The organism is Pseudoalteromonas sp. M8 (assembly GCF_018141365.1).
Classification (GTDB): Bacteria; Pseudomonadota; Gammaproteobacteria; order Enterobacterales; family Alteromonadaceae; genus Pseudoalteromonas.
The window spans coordinates 51,481-73,097 of record NZ_CP047240.1; the positions used below are offsets into that span (position 1 = coordinate 51,481).

Below are 21,617 nucleotides of genomic sequence, written 5' to 3' on the forward strand. Positions count from 1 at the left end.
TGTAACCCAATTAATATGTGTGTTTGTGGTTTTTGTTTTTGATTTTTGGTTTTAGTTTTGGTTTTTTATTCATATAAGTTGAGTTTTTGTATTTAAGGGTTTTTATGCTGGTGGTAGTCAACCCTTTAGCGGGTGCTGAGGGGAAAGCGCAAATTGCATGGTTAAAGCAACAATTAACACAACAACAGTTGACGGCAACTTGGTTTAATACCACTGGAAACTTTGTCGCAGATAGGGACACAATTGCTCAAGCAGCTACGGCGGGAGTGAGCGTGGTGGTGATTGGGGGGGATGGCACTTTGCACCTAGTCGCCAATGCCATTGCTGAACGGGATAACACGCTTGCGCTGCTGCCAGCGGGGACGGGCAACGATTTTGCTCGGCAGTTTCATTATTCCAAAGCACAGTGGCGAGCAGCTGTATTTTCAGACAAGATCTCGAGTATTGATTTGGGTAAAGTCGACGGGCGCTGGTTTGTCAATGTTGCTGGGATTGGCTTTAACGCGCATGTCATGAATAACTTAGGACAAACCAAACGGCTAGGAAAGCTGAGCTATACCTATGCGGGATTAATGTCGCTATTTACTGCCAAACTCATTCGCTATCACAGCAATACGTGGCCTGAGCAGGGTATGATGTTGTTACTTGCGAATGGCAAACACTTTGGGGCAGGGTTAACTCCTGCTCCTATGGCTTGCCTTGATGACGGTCAGCTGGAGCTACTATGGTTCACGCCGCAAACGCATTGGCAGCGGATGGTATTGTTTGTCAATATGCTACTTAAACGCCATATGGGTACAAGAAATGTGCACCACGGCCGCATTGCAGAGCTTTATATCGCACAAGAGGGGTATGACATTGAGGCTGATGGCGAGATTGTTGGGCGCACGCCTGCGACGATAACTTGCTGTCGCCGAGCTCTGAACATAAAAAAAGCGCCATTATAAAATGGCGCTGAAAAGTAAGAAGCTAAAGCATTGGTAAGACTTCAACTTCTAACTGGGGACCGAATGGACAACCAAGCGTAGATGCGATCTAAAGGCGTGAGTACAATCGCATTACCTAGGATGACCAAAATAAACCCAATAAAGGTGTTTTGCTGCCACTCAAAGCCTTCAAATAAGGTGCTCAAGGCCACGGCAACAAAAGGAAATAACACTATCAAATAACTCGCTTTCTCAGGCCCAATATTTTTGAGTAGTGAGAAATAACAACCAAAGGCAATGACGGTGCCAAACACGCTGAGGTAAATCAGAGACCACCAATATGATGCCGGCGCTTGGTTGATAAACTGATGTTCACTAAAGGCAACATAGGTTGCTAACATGACAGCGCTGTAAAGCATGCCCCACGCATTTCCCGCCATAACATCAATTTGCTGATTAGAATTGCGTACGCTCACCATATTACCGAGTGACGCGACCACCGTTCCTAATAGAGCTAATGATAATCCCAAGAAGGCCTCGCTTTGCAAATCAAATGCGACCAAGTCGTGCCAAAACAAGCTGACTATCCCAAGCGTGCCCAGTGATGCACCAAAGTAAATTCGCTTTGCAATCGGTTTGGCAAAAAACAACTTAGTGTTGACGATGTTAACGACCAATAATAATGAAAATGCAATTGATGCCATCGCTGACGTTAAATGTGCCTGAGCCCAATATAAGAAGAGATAGTTAGCACCAAAATTACACAGCGCTAAGAGGATGAAAAAGCCGTGATCTCGGCGAGAAAATCGCATTGGCACACGCTTATAGATGACAAACGCCCACATACAAACCGCGGCGAGGCCAAAGCGGTAAAACAGCGACACAAACTCGTTGATGCTGCCAAGTTGATATTCAATGGCAAGCCATGTTGATCCCCAAATCAACACAGTGATGGCGTAAAGAAATAGATTTTTCATGATCGGCTCTAGATTCAAACAGCAGTGGAAGTCTGTAGTTTACGCTGTTATTCTGTATAAGCTATATACAGAATTTGCTAATTTATACCTATACAGATGATTGCTTATGAGTACCGTTATTCAACGCCAACATTCCGCCTTTCTCTATCAGCAGGTGATCCAAATGATCTTGTCGATGGCAGAACAAGAGTCTATTTTACCGGGCGAAAAGCTTCCCTCATTGCGTGTTATGGCGCAAAACTTAAATGTCAGTATCCCAACGGTAAAGCAGGCCTATCAAGCACTTGAAGATCAAGGAAAAGTCATTGCCAAAGAGAAGTCCGGCTACTTTTTATGCCACAGAGCTTCGCACAACGACTCACCGAAGCGTGCACGATTGCCCGCCAAACCTGTAGTGGTGAACAAGCAGGCGTTGATTGAACAAGTGTATAAGGGGATCCATCAGCCACATGCAATCCCCTTAGGTATCGCCAACCCCATCGCCATTGCTGGTACTGAGCAGGTTCTTGCCAAAATTATGCGCCGCGCAATGAAAGAAGCAGGGAACGAACTCATTAATTATGGCCCTATGGACGGTTTAGATAGCTTAAAAAAGCAAATCGTGCGGCGTTATTTGGATATGGGTTTAGCAATAGACATGGATGAAGTGGTGATCACCAATGGCGCGCAAGAAGCATTGGCGATTGCGTTACAAGCGGTAACCAAGCCCGGAGACGTGATAGCGATTGAATCTCCCTGTTATTTTGGCATTGTTGAGCTGGCTGAAAACTTAGGGTTAAAGGCCATTGAAATACCTGTTTGCCCAGATGATGGCATTTGGCTGAGCGACCTTGAACGGGCACTTGAAAAGCATGATATTCGAGCGTGTGTGTTTTCTACCAGTATTAGTAACCCGCTTGGTAGTTTTATGCCTGATACGAGACGTGCGCAGCTGGTGGCGCTATTAGAGCAACGTGACGTGGTGTTGATAGAAGACGATGTGTATGGCGATTTATATTTTACCGAGCAGCGTGGCATTCCGGCACAAGCATTTAGCCAAAAGGGCTTAGTGATCACATGTGCGTCATTTTCAAAAACCGCAGCGCCTAGCTATCGGGTGGGTTGGATGGTCGCCAGTCAATTTAGTGCAAAAGCAAAGCGCATAAAACGTGCGTTGAGTTGCTCATCATCTTTAATGAATCAATGGGCACTGGCGGATTTTCTCAGCTCCGGAGGCTACGAGCGCCATTTAAAGTTGGTCCGTAAACGGTTAATTGAGAATCGAGACCGTATGATCCAAGCGGTGAATGTTGCATTTGGTAGTGAGGTAAGAGTCAGTCGCCCGCAAGGCGGTTGTGTGCTGTGGTTAGACTTAGGTAAGCACGTCGATGGTGCCTTGTTGTTCCAAAAAGCCCTGGAGTGTGGGATCAGTATTACGCCTGGTACGCTATTTAGTGCCAGCAAAAAGTATCAAAATTGTATACGTATCAGTTATGGCTTGCCGTGGGATGCGTCGGTAGAGCAAGCGATTAAAACGCTGGGGCAGCTGGCTGATGCACAAAGGAAAGGGTTGGCATAACGTACCCTTAATTAAATGTAAGTTATGCCAACGTCAGATTATTTAAATTTAAACAGTTGGTACTCTGACATGGCGGGGATAGACTTTGCGACAATGGCTTCGTTTTTCGCGATTTGCTCAAAGTCGCCACACAGTGCGTCGGCTTTTTTCTCAATAGATTCTGCCTGTTGTTCAACTTTGGTTTCGATTTGTGTTGCGAAGTTTTCCATACGTTGTTCAAAGCTGCTCATATCACCGTTTGCATCTGACATTTCGTTGCCAATCGCAACCAGTAAGCTACCTATCGATTGCATCATGGCACCTTGTACTGCGGTCTCGATTTTTTCTTCAAACTGATTATCAAAATTTTGGCCAAACTCATCAAAGGTTTGCTTGCCCATCACAAACGCACCTTGCTGATAAAACGTATTTTGCACTTCTGTTTCAAGATCATCGATCACAGCATGGATGCTATCTAAACTGGTTAAATTAAAGGTGTGTGCCACTTCATTAAGGGCGACGCCCGCTAGTTTTATGCCTTCAAAAGCAATATCAGCCACTTGTGGTAGGCGGCCTCTTAGTTCATCACCATATTGCGTGAGCATCTTTTTTTGCTGTGTATTAAGTGCGATGCGCTCGCCATTGAGTGTCAGTTCGCCAAGGTTGTTGATCTCAGCTGTTTTGTTTTTGGCCGTTGTGATCACCAAGTTATCAGGTGTGATCCTAACGTCATTCTGAAATTCTACTTCACAATTGTCACCGCTAAACGTGATGTTATTTTTTTCGTGTGCAGCGACGGTGGTTGTCATCATTGTTGCTGCTGTTAGTAGTAAAATTTTATTCATGGTCGATCCTTATTGGCTCAGTTTCATGATTGTTGTTACAAGAACAGTGCCAAATATAAACCCAAGTAAAATCAATATATTGTGTTATATTGTTGAAAGTTAATGTGCTCTAAAAGTGATGAAATTGACTAAAATATAGTTGTTTTTGTCAAAATGAATTAGGCGATAAAAAATTTTTATTGTAAGGATAAGAAACTCTCACTTTTCAGAATGACAATTTAGCGCTAAATAGTGATCTTGAGAGACGGCTCTCATTTTATTAATGACTATTTTATTTTGGAGTTAGTTGTGGGTAAGACATTCTCTTACGATGCGCTTGATGATGATTTTGCAGACGATGAATTTGAAAAGTTGGGTCGTAACCAACATGACAAGCAAAAGCGTAAAGTCAAAAGAAAGCTAGACGACTACTTAGAGCAAAAACGCCTACGTAGAAATCTAGGCGATGATGATTTCGACTATATTGATGACTGATCATTAAACGTCATCTACGAGTCTAGCACTGACAGTAATTCAATTTGGCTGTGTGATTAAGCAGGGCTGTGGGTTACTCAATGCGATGTCTGAGTTATTGTGTCGTTGGTGATAGCCAAGCAAGTGACGAGATATTCAGATAGTAAGCAGCCGCAAATATGCGGCTGTTTTGTTTTGATTAATCTTTAAAAGATTTATGGCAGTCTTTACAGCCTTTTGCCCAATCTTTAAATGCAGAAGCAATCAGCTTTTTGTCGCCAGAGTCAGCTGCAACAGCCAGTGCTTGAGCATACTCGGCAAATTGCTTGGCTTTACCATCGAACTCAGTTCTGTTTGACCAAACGGCTGGTAGGGCATCAGTATTGCCTTTGTCAGAACCGTCGATAAATGCTTCCCAAGGCATTTGCGATAATTGCGCAGCGTTGTGAGCACGTTGCTTAAATACTTCAGCATCAAATGGTACTTTGCCTTTTAGCATGTCGCCCATATTACCAATCTGGAAACGGATCAATTGGAAAGACGCTTGGCGGTATTCAATTGCATCTTCAGCCGATTCAAACATAGTGTTAGCTTGCGCTGTTGCTGCAAGACAGCTAAATAGTGTGACGGTAAGTAGTTTCTTCATAGTAAACCCCTAATATTTTTCCCTATTTTCAATGTAAATTACAAATATAATCAAACAATTGCGATAAGTGCCCTGTGACGGAGGCAACTAGTTTTAAATAATCAACTCTCGATGTCTTTGAATATCATGCCTCTGCGCATACTGCGGGTGGCTAAAAAGATTTCTCCCAGCAAAGAGACAAATGCGCCAATAAGCAGCACCATAGCGGCGATAAAACAAGACGATAACGTAATGCCCAATGGCATACTGTACAAGTGTGACATGAACAGCAGCATAACCACTGCACACACAAGCAACGCACTGAGTACACTCATGCTAAATGCAACGTGAATAAAACGAGACCGTTTTAACAGTGCGCGCATTTCACGGCTAAAGTGCATTTTGAGCTCTTCATCTTGCGTGGTATTGATCTTGCGATCAAGTAAACGCGCCCTATCCGTGATCCGTGCTAAGCGGTTTGATAGTACCCCTAAGGTCGCAGCAATACCCGTAATTAAAAATACAGGGGCAACGGCGGTTTGGATAACTTTGGCCATCGTGAGAATGCTAACGACCTCTGGATTCATATAATTACCTCGTTAATTCCAGTTTAGTTTTGATAAGGTGTTGGGTTGCTCACCGATGAGGGTTTGCATCACTCGGTTGCGTTCATCAAGCAAGATGACTCTAGGAATACCTTTGTTGGCATACGTGCTGTAGATATCTCGATTGGGATCGGCAACAAAATGGATGGGCAATTGCATGGTTTCGTTGAATTGCTCAAGTGTAGTGTTAGTTTCTTCTCGGCCAATAGCAACGATGGTTAACTCGGCCTGGGTGAGTAATTCAGATTGTTTTAGTTCACTCAATAAGCGTTGCGAATCGGAGCACCAAGTCGCGAATAAAACCACCAGCTTTTTGTGATTAGCATCGAACCTAACAGCTTGGTTTTTGATATCCGTCAATTGCAAATGTTTAAAGGAGTCGCCGGTGTGGATATAGGTCTGATAGCCATCATCTGCCCGTGGTAGCGCTTCGTTTGAGGCCTTGCAGTCACTAAATCCGGTGGTGAGAACGGTACTAAGTAGTAACATTTTTATTGTTGTTTTCATGTCTATTCCTTGTTTCCGTGTCTGTGTTTTTGAACTCTTGCGCGCATTTCAGTATATTGCCCCACTTAGATGATTTCTTAAAGTCCAATTTCTTATAGCCGTTGATATGATTTACCTTTCTTTATTTGGGCTTGCTTTTATTGCCGCAACATTATTACCTGCGTCGTCGGAGCTGGCGCTGAGTGGGCTCGTTGTGAAACAGCAAGGCGAACTGGTTTGGTTATGGCTGGCTGCGACAATGGGTAATTTACTTGGTAGCTGTGTGAACTACTATCTTGGTTGGTTTATCGCTAAGTGGCGAGATAAGCGCTGGTTTCCGGTTTCTCAACAGCAATATGATAAGGCTTGTGGGCTATTTAATCGTTACGGTAAGTTTTCATTGCTATTTGCTTGGCTACCCATAGTCGGAGATCCTTTGACTGTGGTAGCGGGGTCTTTACGAACCTCTTTTGGGTGGTTTTTTGTGTTAGTCGCGCTCGGTAAAGGCGCTCGTTATGCACTGGTGATTTACCTTGCCTTACAGGTGATTTCTTAACACCAGAAGGCAAGGAAGTGAATATCAGGGTCTTATCGCTTAGCTTCTATACCAATCAAGCGTGAGTGACACTGAGTCAGCAAACCGTAAAGCGTGCGGTTTATCTACGGTGACTTTTGCATATGTCACGTCTTGATGTTGATGACATTCAGCAAGTATGTCAGCCACTAATTTCTCAAGTAACAAAAAATGCCCTTCTTCTACTAGCGTGATGATTGCCTTGGTCACGGTTTTGTAATTAAGCGCGTGAGCCACGTTATCATGATCTAAACATGCCGTATCCGCTGGGTAGTGAATCTCAATATTGATCACGACATCTTGCTTTTTCTCCCGCTCCTCGGGATTAAAACCAATAAAGGTACGTAGCCTTAAATTCGTCACCTTAATAATGGCATTCGACATAGCGTGCTTATCCTTTCACTAGCTGTAAAAATTCGTTGCGGGTTTTGGGGTCGCTTCTGAAGTTACCAAGCATGACAGACGTTCGCATACTAGAGTTTTGTTTTTCAACGCCACGCATCATCATACACATATGTTTGGCTTCAACGATCACGCCAACGCCTTTTGCACCGGTGACTTCCTCAACGGCCTTGGCGATTTGATGAGTTAGCTGCTCTTGGATTTGAAAACGTCGGGCAAACATATCAACAATGCGGGCAAATTTAGACAAGCCGAGCACTTTACCGTTAGGTATATAAGCGATGTGACAACGGCCAACGAAAGGCAGAAGGTGATGCTCACACATAGAGTACAACTCTATATCTTGGATCAGCACCATGTCATCGGCATCCGAGCTGAATACCGCGTTATTGGTGATTTCATCCAGTGTTTGACGGTAGCCCTGAGTCAGATATTCCATCGCTTTCGCTGCGCGCTTGGGTGTGTCTAATAATCCTTCGCGGTCTGCATCTTCACCCACGGCTTCAATAATCGTTTTATAACTCTGTTGTAATTTATCTTGCATAATGCGTTACCTCAAATGGCGGCCACCGTCGATTTGTACCGTGCGTCCTGTCATATAGTTGCTAGAGAGTATCATGTCGACACTATTGATAACTTCTTTGCTACCAGGCTCAATTCCCATAATAGACTTTTTCAAGGTTTTTGCCTTGTACTCGTCACTATCGTCTTGATTAAAGATGATAAGAGAAGGTGCAATGCTATTCACTTTGATGTTAGGTGCAAACTTAGCGGCAAATGACCGAGTTAAGTTATCTAATGCAGCTTTACTTGCGGCATAGGCAATGTGTTTTGGACTGCCTTTTTCTACTACATAGTCAGTAATATGGATCACATCGCTGACGTTATTGCTAGCAGTCAATAAGTCGCTCAAGGCATGATTGATCAAATAAGGGACTTTAGCGTGGATCCGCATCATATTGTCGAATAATGCTGAAAAATCAGGGTTATTGGCTTCACAATCCCAGCTCGATGCATTGTGGATGATGGCACTGAGTGCGTCGGTATGGGCACGAATTTGGTTGTTGAGTTGTGTGATTGCTTCTGGCTCGTCAAAATCAGCCTTGATACAAATGGCACCTAGCGATGCTAGTTCATCGATAACTTGATGTTTGGTGCGATACGTCAATATGATGGCTTGCTGTTTAGCGAGAAAGTGTTTCACCAAAGCAAGTCCAATGCGCTGTGCGCCACCAGTAATTAAAATAGGTGCAGCTGCGGGGCTCATACGTTAATCACCTTGTGAATTGAGAAATTAGGGTTGGCAGGATGAATAACTGGTTATCTCCTGCCAACAAGACTATTGTTCGTCGTATACCGTAGGAATTGGTTGACGCTTGTGTTGGGTGCGCTGATAAATGGCAATAAGTTTGTCGTTTACTTCAGTGCTAACGGGCTTACCTTCAAGGAAGTCATCAATATTGTCATAGCTTAGTCCTAGCGCTTCTTCATCGGAAAGGCCTGGACGGTCACATTCGAGATCGGCTGTCGGTACTTTATGTACTAGTCCCGCAGGTGCCCCGAGAAAAGCCGCTAGTGCGCGAACTTGGCGTTTTGACAGGCCAAACAAGGGCGCTAAGTCGCAGGCGCCGTCACCAAACTTGGTGTAAAAGCCCGTGATGTTTTCAGCGCTGTGATCGGTACCGACTACTAAACCGCGAGTCAGGCCTGCTATTTCGTACTGCGCTACCATGCGCTGGCGTGCCTTTACGTTTCCTTTAATAAAATCCACGCTGGCTTGTGAAGGCAGTGGCACGCTTCCACCGGCCATGGCAGCAAGTGCTTGCTCGTGCATAGCATCGGCCGCAGGCTTGATGTTGACTGTTAAGCGCTGACTCGGTTGGATAAACTCAAGTGCAAGTTGCGCTTCATCTTCATCAGCTTGAACGCCATACGGCAAGCGCATGGCAATAAATTTATAAGCCCCAGTACCATGTTCAGCATTGAGTTCATCGATAGCTAGCTGGCATAGGCGTCCACAAGTTGACGAATCAACGCCTCCGCTGATGCCAAGCACAAGAGTGAAGCAGCCAGAGGCTTGTAATCGTGCTTTTAAAAATGAGACACGTCGTTTGACTTCAAATTCCGGGTCAATAATTGGCTGAACTTTCATTTCGGCCATGATTGCTTCACGCATACTGTTTCCTCAATACTATCGGGGCGATAAACTTCTATTATGTTGGTGCTGACGCGCTTTTTAAAGCCCTAAATGTGCTTTGATGGTGGCGAGCTCTTGCTTTAATTGCTCAATCTCGGCGATCAAGCTCTCGATTTCGCTGTCATTTTGTGTGTAGGTTATGGGTTCTGCCGATGTTGTTGTTGGTTCAACGACTTGGTCACCAAACAAGTGTTGATAACGACTTTCTCGTTTTCCTGGTTCTCGGGCAAGCTTAACCACATAATCATGTTCTTGCATCGCACTTAATGTCGACTCAACGTCCTGTACGGAACTGAATTCTGCGAGGCGGCTGCTGCGGGTACGCAGCTCACCTGGGGTTTGTGGTCCACGCAGTAACAACAAACAGATAATCGCTTTTTGTTTCGCGTTGACTTTAAGGTGACCAAAATCACTGTTACAAAAGCGCTGGCTGTACTTGTCGACGCGACCAGACAGTGCTTCGTCGCAGGTAATTAAGCGTTTTTCTTGTAGGCGAGTCAATGTATCTAGCACGTCATTTTGAGAGAGTTCCATCACCGGCTCGCGATTTGACTTTTGATTACACGCATTGGTGAGGCCGTTGAGTGACATTGGATATTGTTCTGGGGTGGTGACTTGCTTTTCGATTAAGCTACCCAGTACACGTTGCTCTTGAGTATCTAATTGCATCACTTTCCTTATTTTTGTTGTTGCTGATGAGATTTATAACATCATCTTGATAATAGCAATATAATACCAATATTTACTGTAGCAAAGTGTGCGAGCTAACTTTGTTGGGCCGTAGACGAAGGTGCCTGCATTGTTTGCTGTGGTTTTACTTGCAGAAGTTTGGCTTTTAGCTCATCAAAGTCAATGGGTTTGGTGAGGTAGTCATCCATACCTGCATTGAGGCATTTTTCTCTATCACCTTGCATCGCGTTGGCGGTTAGTGCAACGATCACGCTATTCTGATGGTTTTTTCCGGCAACACCTTGGCGGATCTGCTGTGTTGCCTGATAACCATCCATCACCGGCATCTGACAATCCATTAGAATAACATCGTAAGGTTTGTTAATCGATTGCAAGTGTGCAAGTGCTAACTCTCCATTTTCTTGGCAGACTACTTTTGCACCTAAACGTTCTAACATGGTTATCGCAACGGTTTGGTTTATCCGATTATCTTCCACTAATAAGATTGAGCGTGCTAACAAGGGTTCAGCACTGACCGGTGAATCGGCTTTGACGGATTTCGGCTTGTCTGGATCTTGATAATCAGCATTGAACACCTGAAGTGCTGCATATGGCGTAATGGGGTAGTACACCCGCTCACAAGAGGTAAATAGCGAGAGCGTTTCACTACTTTGTTCTTCAACGGCAACCACATGAGCGATCTGTTGTTGTGTTAGCTGCGTTTTGAGTGCTTGTTGCTTTTTCCGTGGTATGGCATTGAGTAACTTGGCATCCAAAATAACAGCAAGATGTGAGGATGGTTGTTGTAGCTGAGTCATGAGCATATCAAGTTGCTGCACGTGTAAGCACGTGATATGCCAAGGCTTCAGTAGTTTACTATAGTCTTCATTGATTTCGCTTAATATATATAACGTTGAATTATCAGACTTTTCATGCTCGGTAATGGGTTTGGCAGCAGTTAGTAGCACATTACAGGAGAACGTGCTGCCAACGTGTTCTTTACTAAATGCTTGTAGGTCGCCACCGAGCAATTGAGATAATTGCTTTGCAATGGTGAGACCAAGCCCTGTGCCGCCATATTGCCGAGTGGTTGATATATCTGCTTGGGTAAATGAATCAAAAACTTTATTGAGCTTTTCCTTTGATATACCGATACCAGTATCTTCTACACTGCACCAAAGCCGAGTTTGCTCGCCCGTTTGTTCTGTATGGCAGCTTAATGTCACTGAACCATCATGGGTGAACTTAATTGCATTGCTTAGCAAATTATTGAGAATTTGTTTGAGGCGATTCGGATCAGTTTGCGCGGTATGGACTTTCATACCTGATAAATCGATATGCAGCCGGTTATTGTTGGCATCAGCGGCGCGCACAAACCCAGACAGCATATTACTGAGCATCTCGATAAGATCGCACTCAACAAATTCTATCGTTAGCTTACCAGCCTCGATTTTGGAAAAGTCGAGAATATCATTAATTATAGTGAGCAAAGATTTCGCTGAACTATGTGCCAAGGAGAGCTGGTGGTGTTGAGTCGAAGTGAGTTGTGAGTGCATGACAAGCTCAACCATACCCATTACACCATTAAGTGGGGTGCGTATCTCATGACTCATGCTGGCTAAAAACTCAGCCTTCATTTTTGCGGATTGCTCTGCTAAATCTTTATCAATGATGGCTTGATTTTTTGCCTTTTGGTGGGCTTTATTGATAAAAAGGCTTCCTAACATGGCGGCGATAGACTTCATTAAACGGAGATCGCTTTGACCCCAAGCTGGACTTATTATGTCGTACTCTGCACAAAGAACGCCTAAGGTTTGGTTTTTATGACTGATAGGACAGCAAAGCATCGCCTTAATTTCAAAAGGCTCAAGGTACGTTGTGGTGAGGGCCATTGTTGTTGGGTGGTTTTCAGCTTGTTCCGCCGCAATTATTTGGCCACTCTCAATTTCATTGAATAACGCAGGCGCTATTGCTTTTCGCCAAGGAGGAAAGTGCTCTAAGTTATCCATCGCTGCATTTGAAAAACACACTGGGATCAGCTGGTTTTTATCCTCATTAAATTGCCAAATGCTAACTTTATTAACCTCCACTCCTTTGCTACAGGTATCTGCACAGAGTGTGAGTGCTTTGCTGAGATGGTTATTTAAGATGGCTTCGTGAGAGCTCAAATGGGCAAGGAGCTCATTATTTTTGGCGAATTTATCATGTTCCATCTCCATGATTTTGCGTTTATGAATATTTTGAATGGAACCAAAAATGTGGTTAGTGCGTTTGCCACTGCGAATAGCGCGTGCTTTCACCAGCACCCATAAGTCATCCATCTTTTGGGTTTGGATGATAAATTCTTCTTCGAACTCATGGCCGGTTTTTATAAGTTCATCAATACAGTCTTGCAAGTGCTTTCTGTGCAAACCTGCTTTGAAAAACTCTGTCGTATTCATCCAAGTAGGCTGAAATTGCCTTGGCACGCAGAAAATACTACGGGTGACGTCCGACCAAATAATATCACGGGTTTTGACGTTAATTTCCCATGCGCCAACTTCTGCGAGTATGCCCATATTGGTCAGTGATAAGGCATTGCGTTGAAGTTGCGATAGCAGTCGATTGATAAAGATAAATGCGGCAATAAAGATGACAATCAGCGCGATGATTGCTAAGCGAAAAGGCCATACTGCAGTTACTGCTGGTTGCCAGCCAATGCGGGGCACGGCGTAGAGTTCCCACTCACCGGAGGGCACATTAACACTAAATGCGATGGGGGCAAGCGAATGTATATTACTGTTGCCATAAAAATAATCACCTTCTCGGCCTTTGCCATCCACGCCTTGAATCGCAATCAGGTATTGACTTTCTAATGCGGTAAAGTTTGCTTGTTGATAAAGGTTATCCATATCGAGCACGACAGAGAGTAACCCCCAGAAGTGGGTTTTATCAGTGTAAACTGGAACTCTTGCGATTAAACCAGTCCCGCCCTGAAGTAATTCTAGTGGCCCTGCCATCACGATTTCGCGACTTTCTTTGGCGAGTAATGCGCCGTATTTTTGCGTCGGATGGGTTTGATAGTTTAGGCCTATGGCTTTTTCATTGCCTTTTAAAGGATAAATATAGTCGAGCCGCATATTTGGGGCTGCTCCGATATTGCGAAGGGTTCGGCTACTATCGAATAAGGGTTTTGCGAGCTGTTCGAAGCGAGCTTGAGATAGCTCGGATTGACCTGAAAGGGCAATGCCTAGCCCTCTGACAAGTTGTACATTTTTTGCCAGAATACCCTCTATTTTAGTGCGGTAGACATTCACTTCCTCGGTCGAGCGACTCTTTTCTATTGCGATTAAGCGGCGATAGTTTACTTGATCGACATACCATGCCACCGCAATGATAACGACCAGCAGAAGCCAGAAGCTATATTTCACAAAGCGAAATTTAAGTGGTGATGTCGATAGTTCAGAAATCATGGTGCTTTTGTGTTGAAGACGATGATTTAACTATAGTTCAGTCCTCACAAAGCGAAATCTAATTGAGCAAAATAAAACGTTTTAACTTGATTGTCTTATAACTGTGACACAGTCGAGAATATTGGTTTATTGGCCGATGACATGATATACCTTCCAGCTGTATATTTAGCACATTGTAAAGGATAGCTATGCTTACTTGGATTAAACGAATTGTTGTCGTACTGCTGTTGCTCGTATTACTAGGGACAGCGACCATCTATGGTCTGTTGGCATTGAGCTTGCCAGCACTCGATGGAAAAGGTAGTGCTACGACAATTGAAAATACCGTGACGGTAGCGCGAGATGCGATGGGACAAGCAGTGGTATCGGCGGACTCGCGAGCAGATGCGTCCTATGGTTTGGGTTTTGCGCACGGCCAAGACCGATTTTTTCAAATGGATTTATTACGTCGTAATGCTGCGGGTGAGTTGAGCGAGTTATTTGGTTCCGCTGCAATAGGTTTAGATGAAAGGATGCGATTTCATCAGTTTAGAAAGCGAGCTAAGTTAATTGTACGGTCCTTACCGAGTGCTTATCGATTAACTCTTGAGCGTTATACTCGTGGAGTGAATGATGGTCGAGCGCAATCTGGGTTCACCAGTTTTGAATATTTGCTATTGGGATCAAAACCTAAACCTTGGCAGCCAGAGGACAGCTTGCTAGTTATTTTCAGCATGTATCTAGATTTACAAACAGCCAACTATGAGCGTGATGAAGCCTTGATAGCCCTTAAGCAGCAATATGGTCAAGGTATGCTCGATTTCATTTTGCAGCCCAGCCACCATCAAGCCGCATTAGATGGTAGCGTAATAACGGCACCAACTGCCGCTATTCCAATCTTAGAGCCGCATCTGGCGCAAATTCAGCCTCAGCATATTGAAGATGTACCGTTATATGGCAGTAACAACTGGGCGGTAACCGGTGCGCTGACGAAAACAGGAGCGGCTATGTTATCGGACGATATGCATTTGGGTTTAAGCGTACCATCAATTTGGTATCGCGCGCAGCTAAACTATCAGGAACAGGGTAAAGAGGTACAAGTCACAGGCGTGTCGTTACCTGGCGCGCCTGCCATCGTTGTTGGTAGCAATAATCACATCGCATGGGGATTTACGAATGGCTATCTAGATGCTGCTGATTGGATAGAGCTTAATAGCGACACCAAAACACAGCAGATCGCTGAAGAGATTATGTTACCTAGCGGTGAGGTGCATACTTATCAGTTGGAAATGAGTGCGTTTGGCCCAGTAAAGCAGTTGGGTGGTAAAAAGCTTGCGCTGAGTTGGGTTGCTCACCAGCCCTATGCAGTCAATCTAGAGCTCATTCAGCTTGAGCTGTTCTCTGAAGTTGGAGAAGCGACTGCACATGCCAAAAATGTGGGCATTCCAATTCAGAATTTGGTCGTGGTGGATAGCCAAGGTAGTGCAGCGTGGACGCCGATTGGCGCTATTCCTGCTCGCAAGTTTGCTCATGATACTGCGGTGAAGCAGGAAGAGTATGAATCCTCTTGGCAAAATAACGAGAGTATTCGCCCGGTGGTACAAGACCCTGAAAGCGGTAAGTTATGGACTGCAAACGCTCGAGTCGTGTCTGTCGCGGATAATCAACGCTTTGGTGATGGAGGTTATGCGCCAGGTGCACGCGCCGCACAAATTCGTGATGGCCTGATTAGTAAGCAAGTTTTCACCGAAGCAGATTTCTATCAGCTGCAACTGGATAACCAAGCGAAGTTTTTAACGCCTTGGCATGAGCGCTTAGTCACGCTATTGCAAACGCAAGACTCAAGCTCATTTGACAAAGATTTAAAGTTACTTAAAGACTGGCAGGGCTGCGCGTGTGCTGATTCAGTTGGCTACACTTTGGTGAAAGCTTATCGCAATGCCTTGATAGACACATTATATGCGCCGTTAGAGCAGTATTTACAAACGCAGAGCCTGTCGCTGAAGTCTGTTAAAGGTTATTTCGAACCCGGCCTTTGGCAGCTTTTAACTGAGCAACCAAATAGCTGGCTTGGCAGCTATAGCAATTGGAATGAACTTGAGCTGGCGGCATATCAACTAGCCAAACAAAAACTCAGTGAACGCTATGGCAGTAATATGGCCGCTTGGCGTTGGGGAAATGTGAATGCACTTAAGGTGCAGCACCCATTCTCCAAACAAATGCCTATGCTAAGTGGGTTGTTAGATATGCCAACCACACAAGCCTTTGGTGATACCTTTATGCCAGCAGTGCAAGGTAAAGCATTTGGTGCATCACAGCGCTTTATTGCACAACCTGGCCATTTAGAAAATGCGATTTTAACAGTTGCTGGTGGCCAAAGTGGACATCCGCTATCACCATTTTATCGTACGGGGTTTAATGACTATACTGAAGGAGGCAACACCCCCTTGTTACCAGGCAAAATAACTCACCAGATTGTCATTTCACCTAAGTAAGGCTTTGCACTGAACGTATCGGAGGGTTAACTGACGCCCTCCGATACACGCAAAATCGGTGCTGCGGTAACGCGGTTTCGACCTGAATGTTTGCTATCGTAAAGTGCGGCATCCGCATGTTGAATGACAACCTCAAAAGATTGACTAGGGTCCCAATTTGCAACGCCAAAACTCATGGTGACTTTAAGTATTTCGTTTTCAAAACTGGTGGCTTCGACGGCTCGTCGTAATTTTTCCATGCGCTGCATTGCCTCTCCACTAGAGCAAGGCGCCAGCACAATTAAAAATTCTTCACCACCCCAACGAACGGCAATGTCTGCAGGGTGAATATGTGCTTTGATTGTTTCGGCCACGCTTTTTAAGATTTGATCTCCTTTGTCATGGCCAAAGGTGTCATTGATTTTTTTAAAGTGGTCGATATCCGCCATCACCAAACATAAAGGAGAGTGAGTAGAGATACAGTTTTCTTTAGCATGGGTGATTAATTCGCGCGCATAGCGACGGTTGAACATTTGAGTGAGCGGATCGTGTGCAGCGAGTTCTTCTAATTTGTCTCTTTGTTGCACCGTCATTTTACGTATGTGGCTGATTGTGTAGATCATTGGAATACCACATATGAGCACATTGGCAAAATGGACATAGGGAATTAACTGTTGATAGCGATATTGATAGGCAACATCACCAAACAATAATTCTAAGACTGCGAATAGCGTGATCAACACAACGGAATAAATCACGGCATTGCGTAACCTGAGTTGGTAGTCTAACAACATGAGGCATGACACTGTCCAGAGATAGTACTGAAACCCGAGTGACATGCCGAGATAGGCACACACCAGCGTCGCATGGACGGCGACTTCAAGGCAGAAAACCCGCAGTGCAATAGAGGGCTTACTCGCATCAATGAGTTTAATGCCAACGTACCACATCAGCACACTACCCACGTTGACCCAAGCAAGTATGTTCACCTCTAAATGCCAAAATACACCAATGAGGCCAGCGTGTAGCCACATGCAATACGCGGCCACACGTCGTAATAATGCAAATTTTAATGCTTCTACTTGGTCTGGTTTGCTATAAGGGTGGTATTTAGTCAAACGTAAGCTCTTGTGGTATTCACAATAAAATAAAGTATAGAAGCTCTATTGTGATTTGCCGTCTATTTGACCTAAGCTCTGGTTATTCGCTCAGCATCCAGCAAGGTTGGCTGTAGTAGAGTGAGAGATAGGTAGATAATAAAAGCTTTGGAGTTGATATGTCTGTAGAAAAAGCGCGGATCACGCTATGTAACCTAGAAAAGCCTGACTACGATCAGGTTAAGTCATTAATGGATGAAGCCTACCCAGATCTTGGTGGAGCGTGGCCGAGTCATACGATATTTAGGTTGATTGACCAGTTTCCTGAGGGACAGATCGGTGTCAAAGACGGTGAGCGTCTCGTCGGTATCGCGCTGAGTGTTCAAGTTGACTATCAAACCTTTTCTAACCCGCATACCTATGAAGACATTGTTGACGCGCATAGCCGAATTTTTAGTGATAGTAATGCTGATGCGCTGTACGGGCTGGATGTAGTGATAGCCAAAAGCCATCGTGGTCTACGCCTTGGTCGGCGACTGTATGATGCCCGTAAAGAGCTTTGTCGTCAGTACAACTTGCGTGCGATTTTAGCAGGTGGTCGTATTCCGCTTTATAAGCAATTCCGTGGCAGTATGTCGCCAATGGAGTATATAAACAAAGTCGATCATAAAGAATTACACGACCCCATTCTAAGCTTCCAACTTGCCAACGACTTCCAAGTAAAGCGACTGCTTAAACAATATCTACCGGAAGATCAGGACTCCGAAGGCTATGCGACCCTACTTGAGTGGAATAACATTCTCTTCGAGCCCACCGATACCGTGATCGAAAGTAAGAAAACCATCGTCAGAGTGGGGGCTGTACAGTGGCAAATGCGCCGGGTGGAATCGGTAGAGGAGCTAATGAAACAAGTTGAGTATTTTGTGGACACGGTTTCGGATTACCAAAGTGACTTTATCCTGTTCCCTGAATTCTTTAACGCGCCACTAATGGGTCTCGGAAGCTATAGAAATCAGACCGAAGCTATTCGTGCGTTGGCGACGTATACCGAGCAGTTTAGAGCCGCTATGTCGCAAATGGCGATTGAGTACAATGCCAATATTATCACGGGCTCTATGCCGCTACTTGAGGGCGACAAGCTCTATAACGTCAGTTACTTGTGTCACCGCTCTGGCAAAGTGGATGAACAACGTAAAATTCATATCACCCCTCACGAAGACTACGATTGGGTTATCAAAGGCGGTGATAAAATTGAAGTGTTCGATACGGATGCGGGCCGAGTAGGGATCCAAGTATGCTACGACGTGGAGTTTCCAGAGTTATCACGGATCATGGCTGAAAAAGGGCTGGATATTTTGTTTGTACCATTTTGGACTGACACGAAAAACAGTTATTTAAGGGTGAGGCACTGTGCGCAAGCTCGTGCGGTTGAAAACGAATGCTACGTTGTTATCGCAGGAAGCGTTGGCAACTTGCCACAGGTAGAAAGCCTAGATGTGCAGTACGCGCAGTCAGCGGTGTTGACGCCATCGGACTTTGCTTTTCCTCATGATGCTGCACTCAACGAAGCAACACCAAATACGGAAATGCTGTTATTTAGTGACTTAGACTTAGATAAACTCAAAATATTGCATAGTGAAGGAACGGTGCGTAATTTACGAGACCGAAGAAAAGACCTGTATTCTGTGGAGTTGAAACAAAAATAGTATGGCGTGGGTTTATTTAATTATGGCTGGCTTGTTTGAAATAGGTTGGCCCGTTGGTCTGAAAATGGCTCAACAAGCCGATACTCGTTGGTTAGGCATAGTGATAGCCGTTGGTTTTATGGCCTTGAGCGGCTGGATGTTATGGCTGGCGCAAAAGCAAATTCCACTGGGTACCTCGTATGCGGTGTGGACGGGTATTGGCGCGGCAGGCACATTCTTAGTGGGTATCTTTTTCTACGGTGACCCAAGTAGTTTTATGCGCTACTTGGGCGTGTTACTTATCATCAGTGGGGTTGTGGTACTTAAGTTAGCATAACCAAAATAGCCGCAATGGCGATGAGTAAGAGTCCCATTGAGTCGCGCTTCTTTACTGGTGCTTTGAGCCATAAAAATGAGATAAGCAAAGTGAAAAACACTTCGATTTGGCCAAGGGTTTTCACGTAGGCTACATGCTCAAGGCTCATTGCGCTAAACCAACCTATAGAACCGATGCAACTGCTAACACTAATTGCCAGCGTCAGTTTACGACGTTGCCACAGCACGGGCCAAGAGTGTGGTTCGCGTATCGTCAAATACATACTCAACATCACAGTTTGGCAAACCAGCACTAACAGCAACACCCAGGCTGCACTGTGGGGGAAAGGTAGGCCCGATGCGATACTGGCTTCACGCACCCAAAGAGAAGTAAGCGCGAAGCTTGTTCCACAGGCAAGTCCTACTAGAGCAGTTTTACCATTGAAAGCACGCAGGCTAAACCCACTCAATAACAACACCGCGATGGCGCCGATAAAGACACCAAACCAACCGAGTAAAGTTAAGCTCGAGCCAAAAAAGAGTACGCCCAAAATCGCCGCCACGAGTGCCTCACTCTTCGCAAGTCCAGCACCTATGGCGTAATTATTTTGCTTAAACAGCACCACCATTAACCCCGTCGCGATGATCTGCATGACACAGGCCCCAGCACAAAGGCTAAAAAGTCATCGTTAATGACGAGCGATTCTGCAGGAGCAATCTGGTAAAGGCTCCAAAGATATAACCCCGCAAGTGGGCTGGCTAAAATAAATCTTGCTAGAGTGACGCTGGCTGTGGAGGCGCTTTCACTCAATTTGCTTTGAAAAGCATTTCGCCAAGCCTGAGAAAAAGCCGCTAGCAAGGTGAACAAAATCCACATGAGAGGTGACTCTACAATGCTCGAATGTGTATCAGCATACCGGATAGGAGCGAGTCTGAATAAATGCATTTTCGTGATAGTGAAAATAATTCAATGTGTATCAAGGTGCTAGGGAAGCAACTCTTGTGGTTGGCGTACTGCGACAATTTGCCACATGTTCAATTTTCAGTATCACGATATGATTAAGATCGATGCTACAAGATTGGGCCATAGGTTAGGGTATTACGTATTCACTTATGGCTTTTCTTTTTAACGCTATTCTGCTCTACTGAGTTGAATAATCAAAAGGTTGAAGGAGTATCTTGTGGGTATACTAATCATCTGTGCAATTCTTGCTATCTTACTACCTTATTTTGCCAAAATTCCTGTGGCAGTGGCGATGAACAAAGAAGGGGGCTATGACAACAAGCTCCCGCGTGAACAGCAAAAGAAGCTGACAGGGCTGGGGGCAAGAGCATTAGCCGCACATCAAAACTGTTTTGAGTCATTAGCTGTTTTTGCTGTCGCCTTAGCCGTTGCGTTTGGCACCCAAACCTACACTTCTCTAGTCGAATGGCTAGCCATAGGCCATATTGTCGCTCGAGCATTATATTGTGTGCTGTATTGGGCGAATATTGACGTGCTGCGCTCCATCGTATGGGCGCTAGGACTCGGCTGTGCTATCGCCATTATTGTGGTGTGTGGTTTATAGTTGTCCTTTGCGTGACTCTACACTTAGGCTAATTTAATTAACTCTGCTGAAATCTCTTTCACTTCAGCGGAGTTAACCTCTAGTTGTGTCAATGCTAAGTTTGCGATACGCACTCGGTATAAGTCGATAACCCGATAACCACAGTGATGTGCCATTCTTCTGATCTGGCGATTGAGTCCTTGGCGTAACACTATTCTGAAGCGGTCATGTGCGATTTGTTCAACGGTACAGGGTAGGGTTATTTGGCCCTTCACTGGCACGCCGGCTGCCATTTTAAGGCAAAAACCTGGATCTAGAGGCTTGTCGACTTGCACCTCATATTCTTTCTCTTGATGATGGTCTGGGTGGATTAACTGCTGACACAGTGCCCCATCGTTGGTGAGTAGTAGTAACCCCCGGCTGTCTTTGTCTAACCGACCTATTGGATAAACACGACACGATTTAGGTAGTACATGATAGATACTAGCCGGGTCATCTGGATTCAATTTGCAGTCTATACCAACAGGTTTATGGTAAACAAAGAGCCTTCTCGCTTGCGGGGGCGCGACCAGTTCACCATCGACCATAATGGAATCGGTCAAATTGATGTGATCTATGTGATTGGCCAAGCGACCATTTACGGTCACTCTTGCGCTGTCAATTAAGCGAGACGCTTGTCGCCTAGAGCAAACACCGCAGTGGCTGAGATATTTAGCCAAACGCATCGGATAGGACATAGACATTCACATGATCAAAATGAGATAACAGCGCG

At 44.9% G+C, this 21,617-nt stretch carries 21 protein-coding genes and 1 pseudogene; 8 read left to right on the plus strand and 14 right to left on the minus strand.

From position 1 onward, the window contains the following. Positions 1-104: 104 nt before the first annotated feature. Positions 105-947 carry a YegS/Rv2252/BmrU family lipid kinase gene (locus tag GSF13_RS05485; RefSeq protein WP_174171010.1) on the plus strand — a complete coding sequence of 281 codons (843 nt, stop codon included), beginning with the start codon at positions 105-107 and terminating at the stop codon, positions 945-947. A 41-nt stretch (positions 948-988) separates the two neighbouring features. On the opposite strand, the gene GSF13_RS05490 is transcribed toward GSF13_RS05485, so the two are convergent. Next, entirely contained in the window at positions 989-1,903 is a 915-nt protein-coding gene (locus tag GSF13_RS05490) for a DMT family transporter (protein WP_039490974.1), read from the minus strand. Positions 1,904-2,009: 106 nt separating this feature from the next. On the opposite strand from GSF13_RS05490, the gene GSF13_RS05495 reads away from it, so the two are divergent. Further along, a complete protein-coding gene (locus GSF13_RS05495) occupies positions 2,010-3,461 on the plus strand; it encodes a PLP-dependent aminotransferase family protein (protein WP_211867414.1) in 1,452 nt (483 codons plus the stop codon). A 38-nt stretch (positions 3,462-3,499) separates the two neighbouring features. Here GSF13_RS05495 and GSF13_RS05500 read toward each other — a convergent pair whose 3' ends face one another. Next, complete coding sequence (locus GSF13_RS05500; RefSeq protein ID WP_206472089.1) at positions 3,500-4,285, minus strand: YggN family protein; 786 nt, start codon at positions 4,283-4,285, stop codon at positions 3,500-3,502. A gap of 288 nt (positions 4,286-4,573) precedes the next feature. Here GSF13_RS05500 and GSF13_RS05505 point away from each other — a divergent pair, with 288 nt between their 5' ends. Beyond that, positions 4,574-4,759 (plus strand): hypothetical protein, encoded by a 186-nt coding sequence (locus GSF13_RS05505; protein WP_010604204.1) that lies wholly within the window; start codon positions 4,574-4,576, stop codon positions 4,757-4,759. A gap of 178 nt (positions 4,760-4,937) precedes the next feature. Here the strand turns inward: GSF13_RS05505 and GSF13_RS05510 are convergent, their stop codons facing one another. From GSF13_RS05510 to GSF13_RS05520, 3 genes are all read right to left on the minus strand, one after another. After that, on the minus strand, positions 4,938-5,384 hold the full coding sequence (locus tag GSF13_RS05510) for a cytochrome c (protein ID WP_206472091.1): 447 nt from the start codon (positions 5,382-5,384) through the stop codon (positions 4,938-4,940). 101 nt (positions 5,385-5,485) lie between these two features. Next, a complete protein-coding gene (locus GSF13_RS05515; RefSeq protein ID WP_017219384.1) occupies positions 5,486-5,950 on the minus strand; it encodes a DUF2721 domain-containing protein in 465 nt (154 codons plus the stop codon). Between the two features lie 12 nt (positions 5,951-5,962). Beyond that, positions 5,963-6,475 carry a thioredoxin-like domain-containing protein gene (locus GSF13_RS05520; RefSeq protein WP_206472092.1) on the minus strand — a complete coding sequence of 171 codons (513 nt, stop codon included), beginning with the start codon at positions 6,473-6,475 and terminating at the stop codon, positions 5,963-5,965. A gap of 106 nt (positions 6,476-6,581) precedes the next feature. On the opposite strand from GSF13_RS05520, the gene GSF13_RS05525 reads away from it, so the two are divergent. After that, a complete protein-coding gene (locus GSF13_RS05525) occupies positions 6,582-7,010 on the plus strand; it encodes a YqaA family protein (protein WP_095727083.1) in 429 nt (142 codons plus the stop codon). 39 nt (positions 7,011-7,049) lie between these two features. Here the strand turns inward: GSF13_RS05525 and folX are convergent, their stop codons facing one another. The 6 genes from folX to GSF13_RS05555 all read right to left on the minus strand — a co-directional run bounded on the left by folX (position 7,050) and on the right by GSF13_RS05555 (position 13,748). Further along, entirely contained in the window at positions 7,050-7,412 is a 363-nt protein-coding gene (gene folX / locus GSF13_RS05530) for a dihydroneopterin triphosphate 2'-epimerase (RefSeq protein WP_211867416.1), read from the minus strand. A gap of 7 nt (positions 7,413-7,419) precedes the next feature. After that, positions 7,420-7,974, minus strand: coding sequence for a GTP cyclohydrolase I FolE (folE, locus tag GSF13_RS05535; protein WP_010604208.1), 555 nt, complete (start codon positions 7,972-7,974; stop codon positions 7,420-7,422). A gap of 6 nt (positions 7,975-7,980) precedes the next feature. Then, complete coding sequence (gene folM / locus GSF13_RS05540; RefSeq protein WP_010604209.1) at positions 7,981-8,697, minus strand: dihydromonapterin reductase; 717 nt, start codon at positions 8,695-8,697, stop codon at positions 7,981-7,983. Positions 8,698-8,769: 72 nt separating this feature from the next. Continuing rightward, positions 8,770-9,606 carry an ammonia-dependent NAD(+) synthetase gene (nadE, locus tag GSF13_RS05545; protein WP_211867424.1) on the minus strand — a complete coding sequence of 279 codons (837 nt, stop codon included), beginning with the start codon at positions 9,604-9,606 and terminating at the stop codon, positions 8,770-8,772. Between the two features lie 60 nt (positions 9,607-9,666). Beyond that, the gene (locus tag GSF13_RS05550; RefSeq protein ID WP_010604211.1) at positions 9,667-10,296 is read right to left on the minus strand and encodes a DUF480 domain-containing protein; all 630 of its coding nucleotides are present in this window, start codon (positions 10,294-10,296) and stop codon (positions 9,667-9,669) included. A 95-nt stretch (positions 10,297-10,391) separates the two neighbouring features. Beyond that, on the minus strand, positions 10,392-13,748 hold the full coding sequence (locus GSF13_RS05555) for an ATP-binding protein (RefSeq protein WP_211867426.1): 3,357 nt from the start codon (positions 13,746-13,748) through the stop codon (positions 10,392-10,394). Positions 13,749-13,936: 188 nt separating this feature from the next. Here GSF13_RS05555 and GSF13_RS05560 point away from each other — a divergent pair, with 188 nt between their 5' ends. Then, positions 13,937-16,222: a penicillin acylase family protein gene (locus tag GSF13_RS05560; protein ID WP_174171005.1), complete on the plus strand. Its 2,286-nt coding sequence runs from the start codon at positions 13,937-13,939 to the stop codon at positions 16,220-16,222. 26 nt (positions 16,223-16,248) lie between these two features. Here the strand turns inward: GSF13_RS05560 and GSF13_RS05565 are convergent, their stop codons facing one another. Then, positions 16,249-17,319, minus strand: coding sequence for a GGDEF domain-containing protein (locus GSF13_RS05565; RefSeq protein ID WP_174171004.1), 1,071 nt, complete (start codon positions 17,317-17,319; stop codon positions 16,249-16,251). A 158-nt stretch (positions 17,320-17,477) separates the two neighbouring features. Here GSF13_RS05565 and GSF13_RS05570 point away from each other — a divergent pair, with 158 nt between their 5' ends. Together GSF13_RS05570 and GSF13_RS05575 are read left to right on the plus strand one after the other, a co-directional pair. Beyond that, positions 17,478-19,004: a bifunctional GNAT family N-acetyltransferase/carbon-nitrogen hydrolase family protein gene (locus tag GSF13_RS05570; protein WP_010604215.1), complete on the plus strand. Its 1,527-nt coding sequence runs from the start codon at positions 17,478-17,480 to the stop codon at positions 19,002-19,004. 1 nt (position 19,005) lies between these two features. Then, complete coding sequence (locus GSF13_RS05575; RefSeq protein WP_010604216.1) at positions 19,006-19,320, plus strand: multidrug efflux SMR transporter; 315 nt, start codon at positions 19,006-19,008, stop codon at positions 19,318-19,320. On the opposite strand, the pseudogene GSF13_RS05580 reads toward GSF13_RS05575, so the two are convergent. Next, positions 19,307-20,175: pseudogene (locus GSF13_RS05580) on the minus strand (DMT family transporter). The gene GSF13_RS05575 and the pseudogene GSF13_RS05580 sit on opposite strands and share 14 nt — an antisense overlap. A gap of 304 nt (positions 20,176-20,479) precedes the next feature. On the opposite strand from GSF13_RS05580, the gene GSF13_RS05585 reads away from it, so the two are divergent. Next, a complete protein-coding gene (locus GSF13_RS05585; RefSeq protein ID WP_010604218.1) occupies positions 20,480-20,866 on the plus strand; it encodes an MAPEG family protein in 387 nt (128 codons plus the stop codon). Positions 20,867-20,889: 23 nt separating this feature from the next. Here GSF13_RS05585 and GSF13_RS05590 read toward each other — a convergent pair whose 3' ends face one another. Further along, positions 20,890-21,582 carry a pseudouridine synthase gene (locus tag GSF13_RS05590; protein ID WP_211868946.1) on the minus strand — a complete coding sequence of 231 codons (693 nt, stop codon included), beginning with the start codon at positions 21,580-21,582 and terminating at the stop codon, positions 20,890-20,892. Positions 21,583-21,617: the final 35 nt, after the last annotated feature.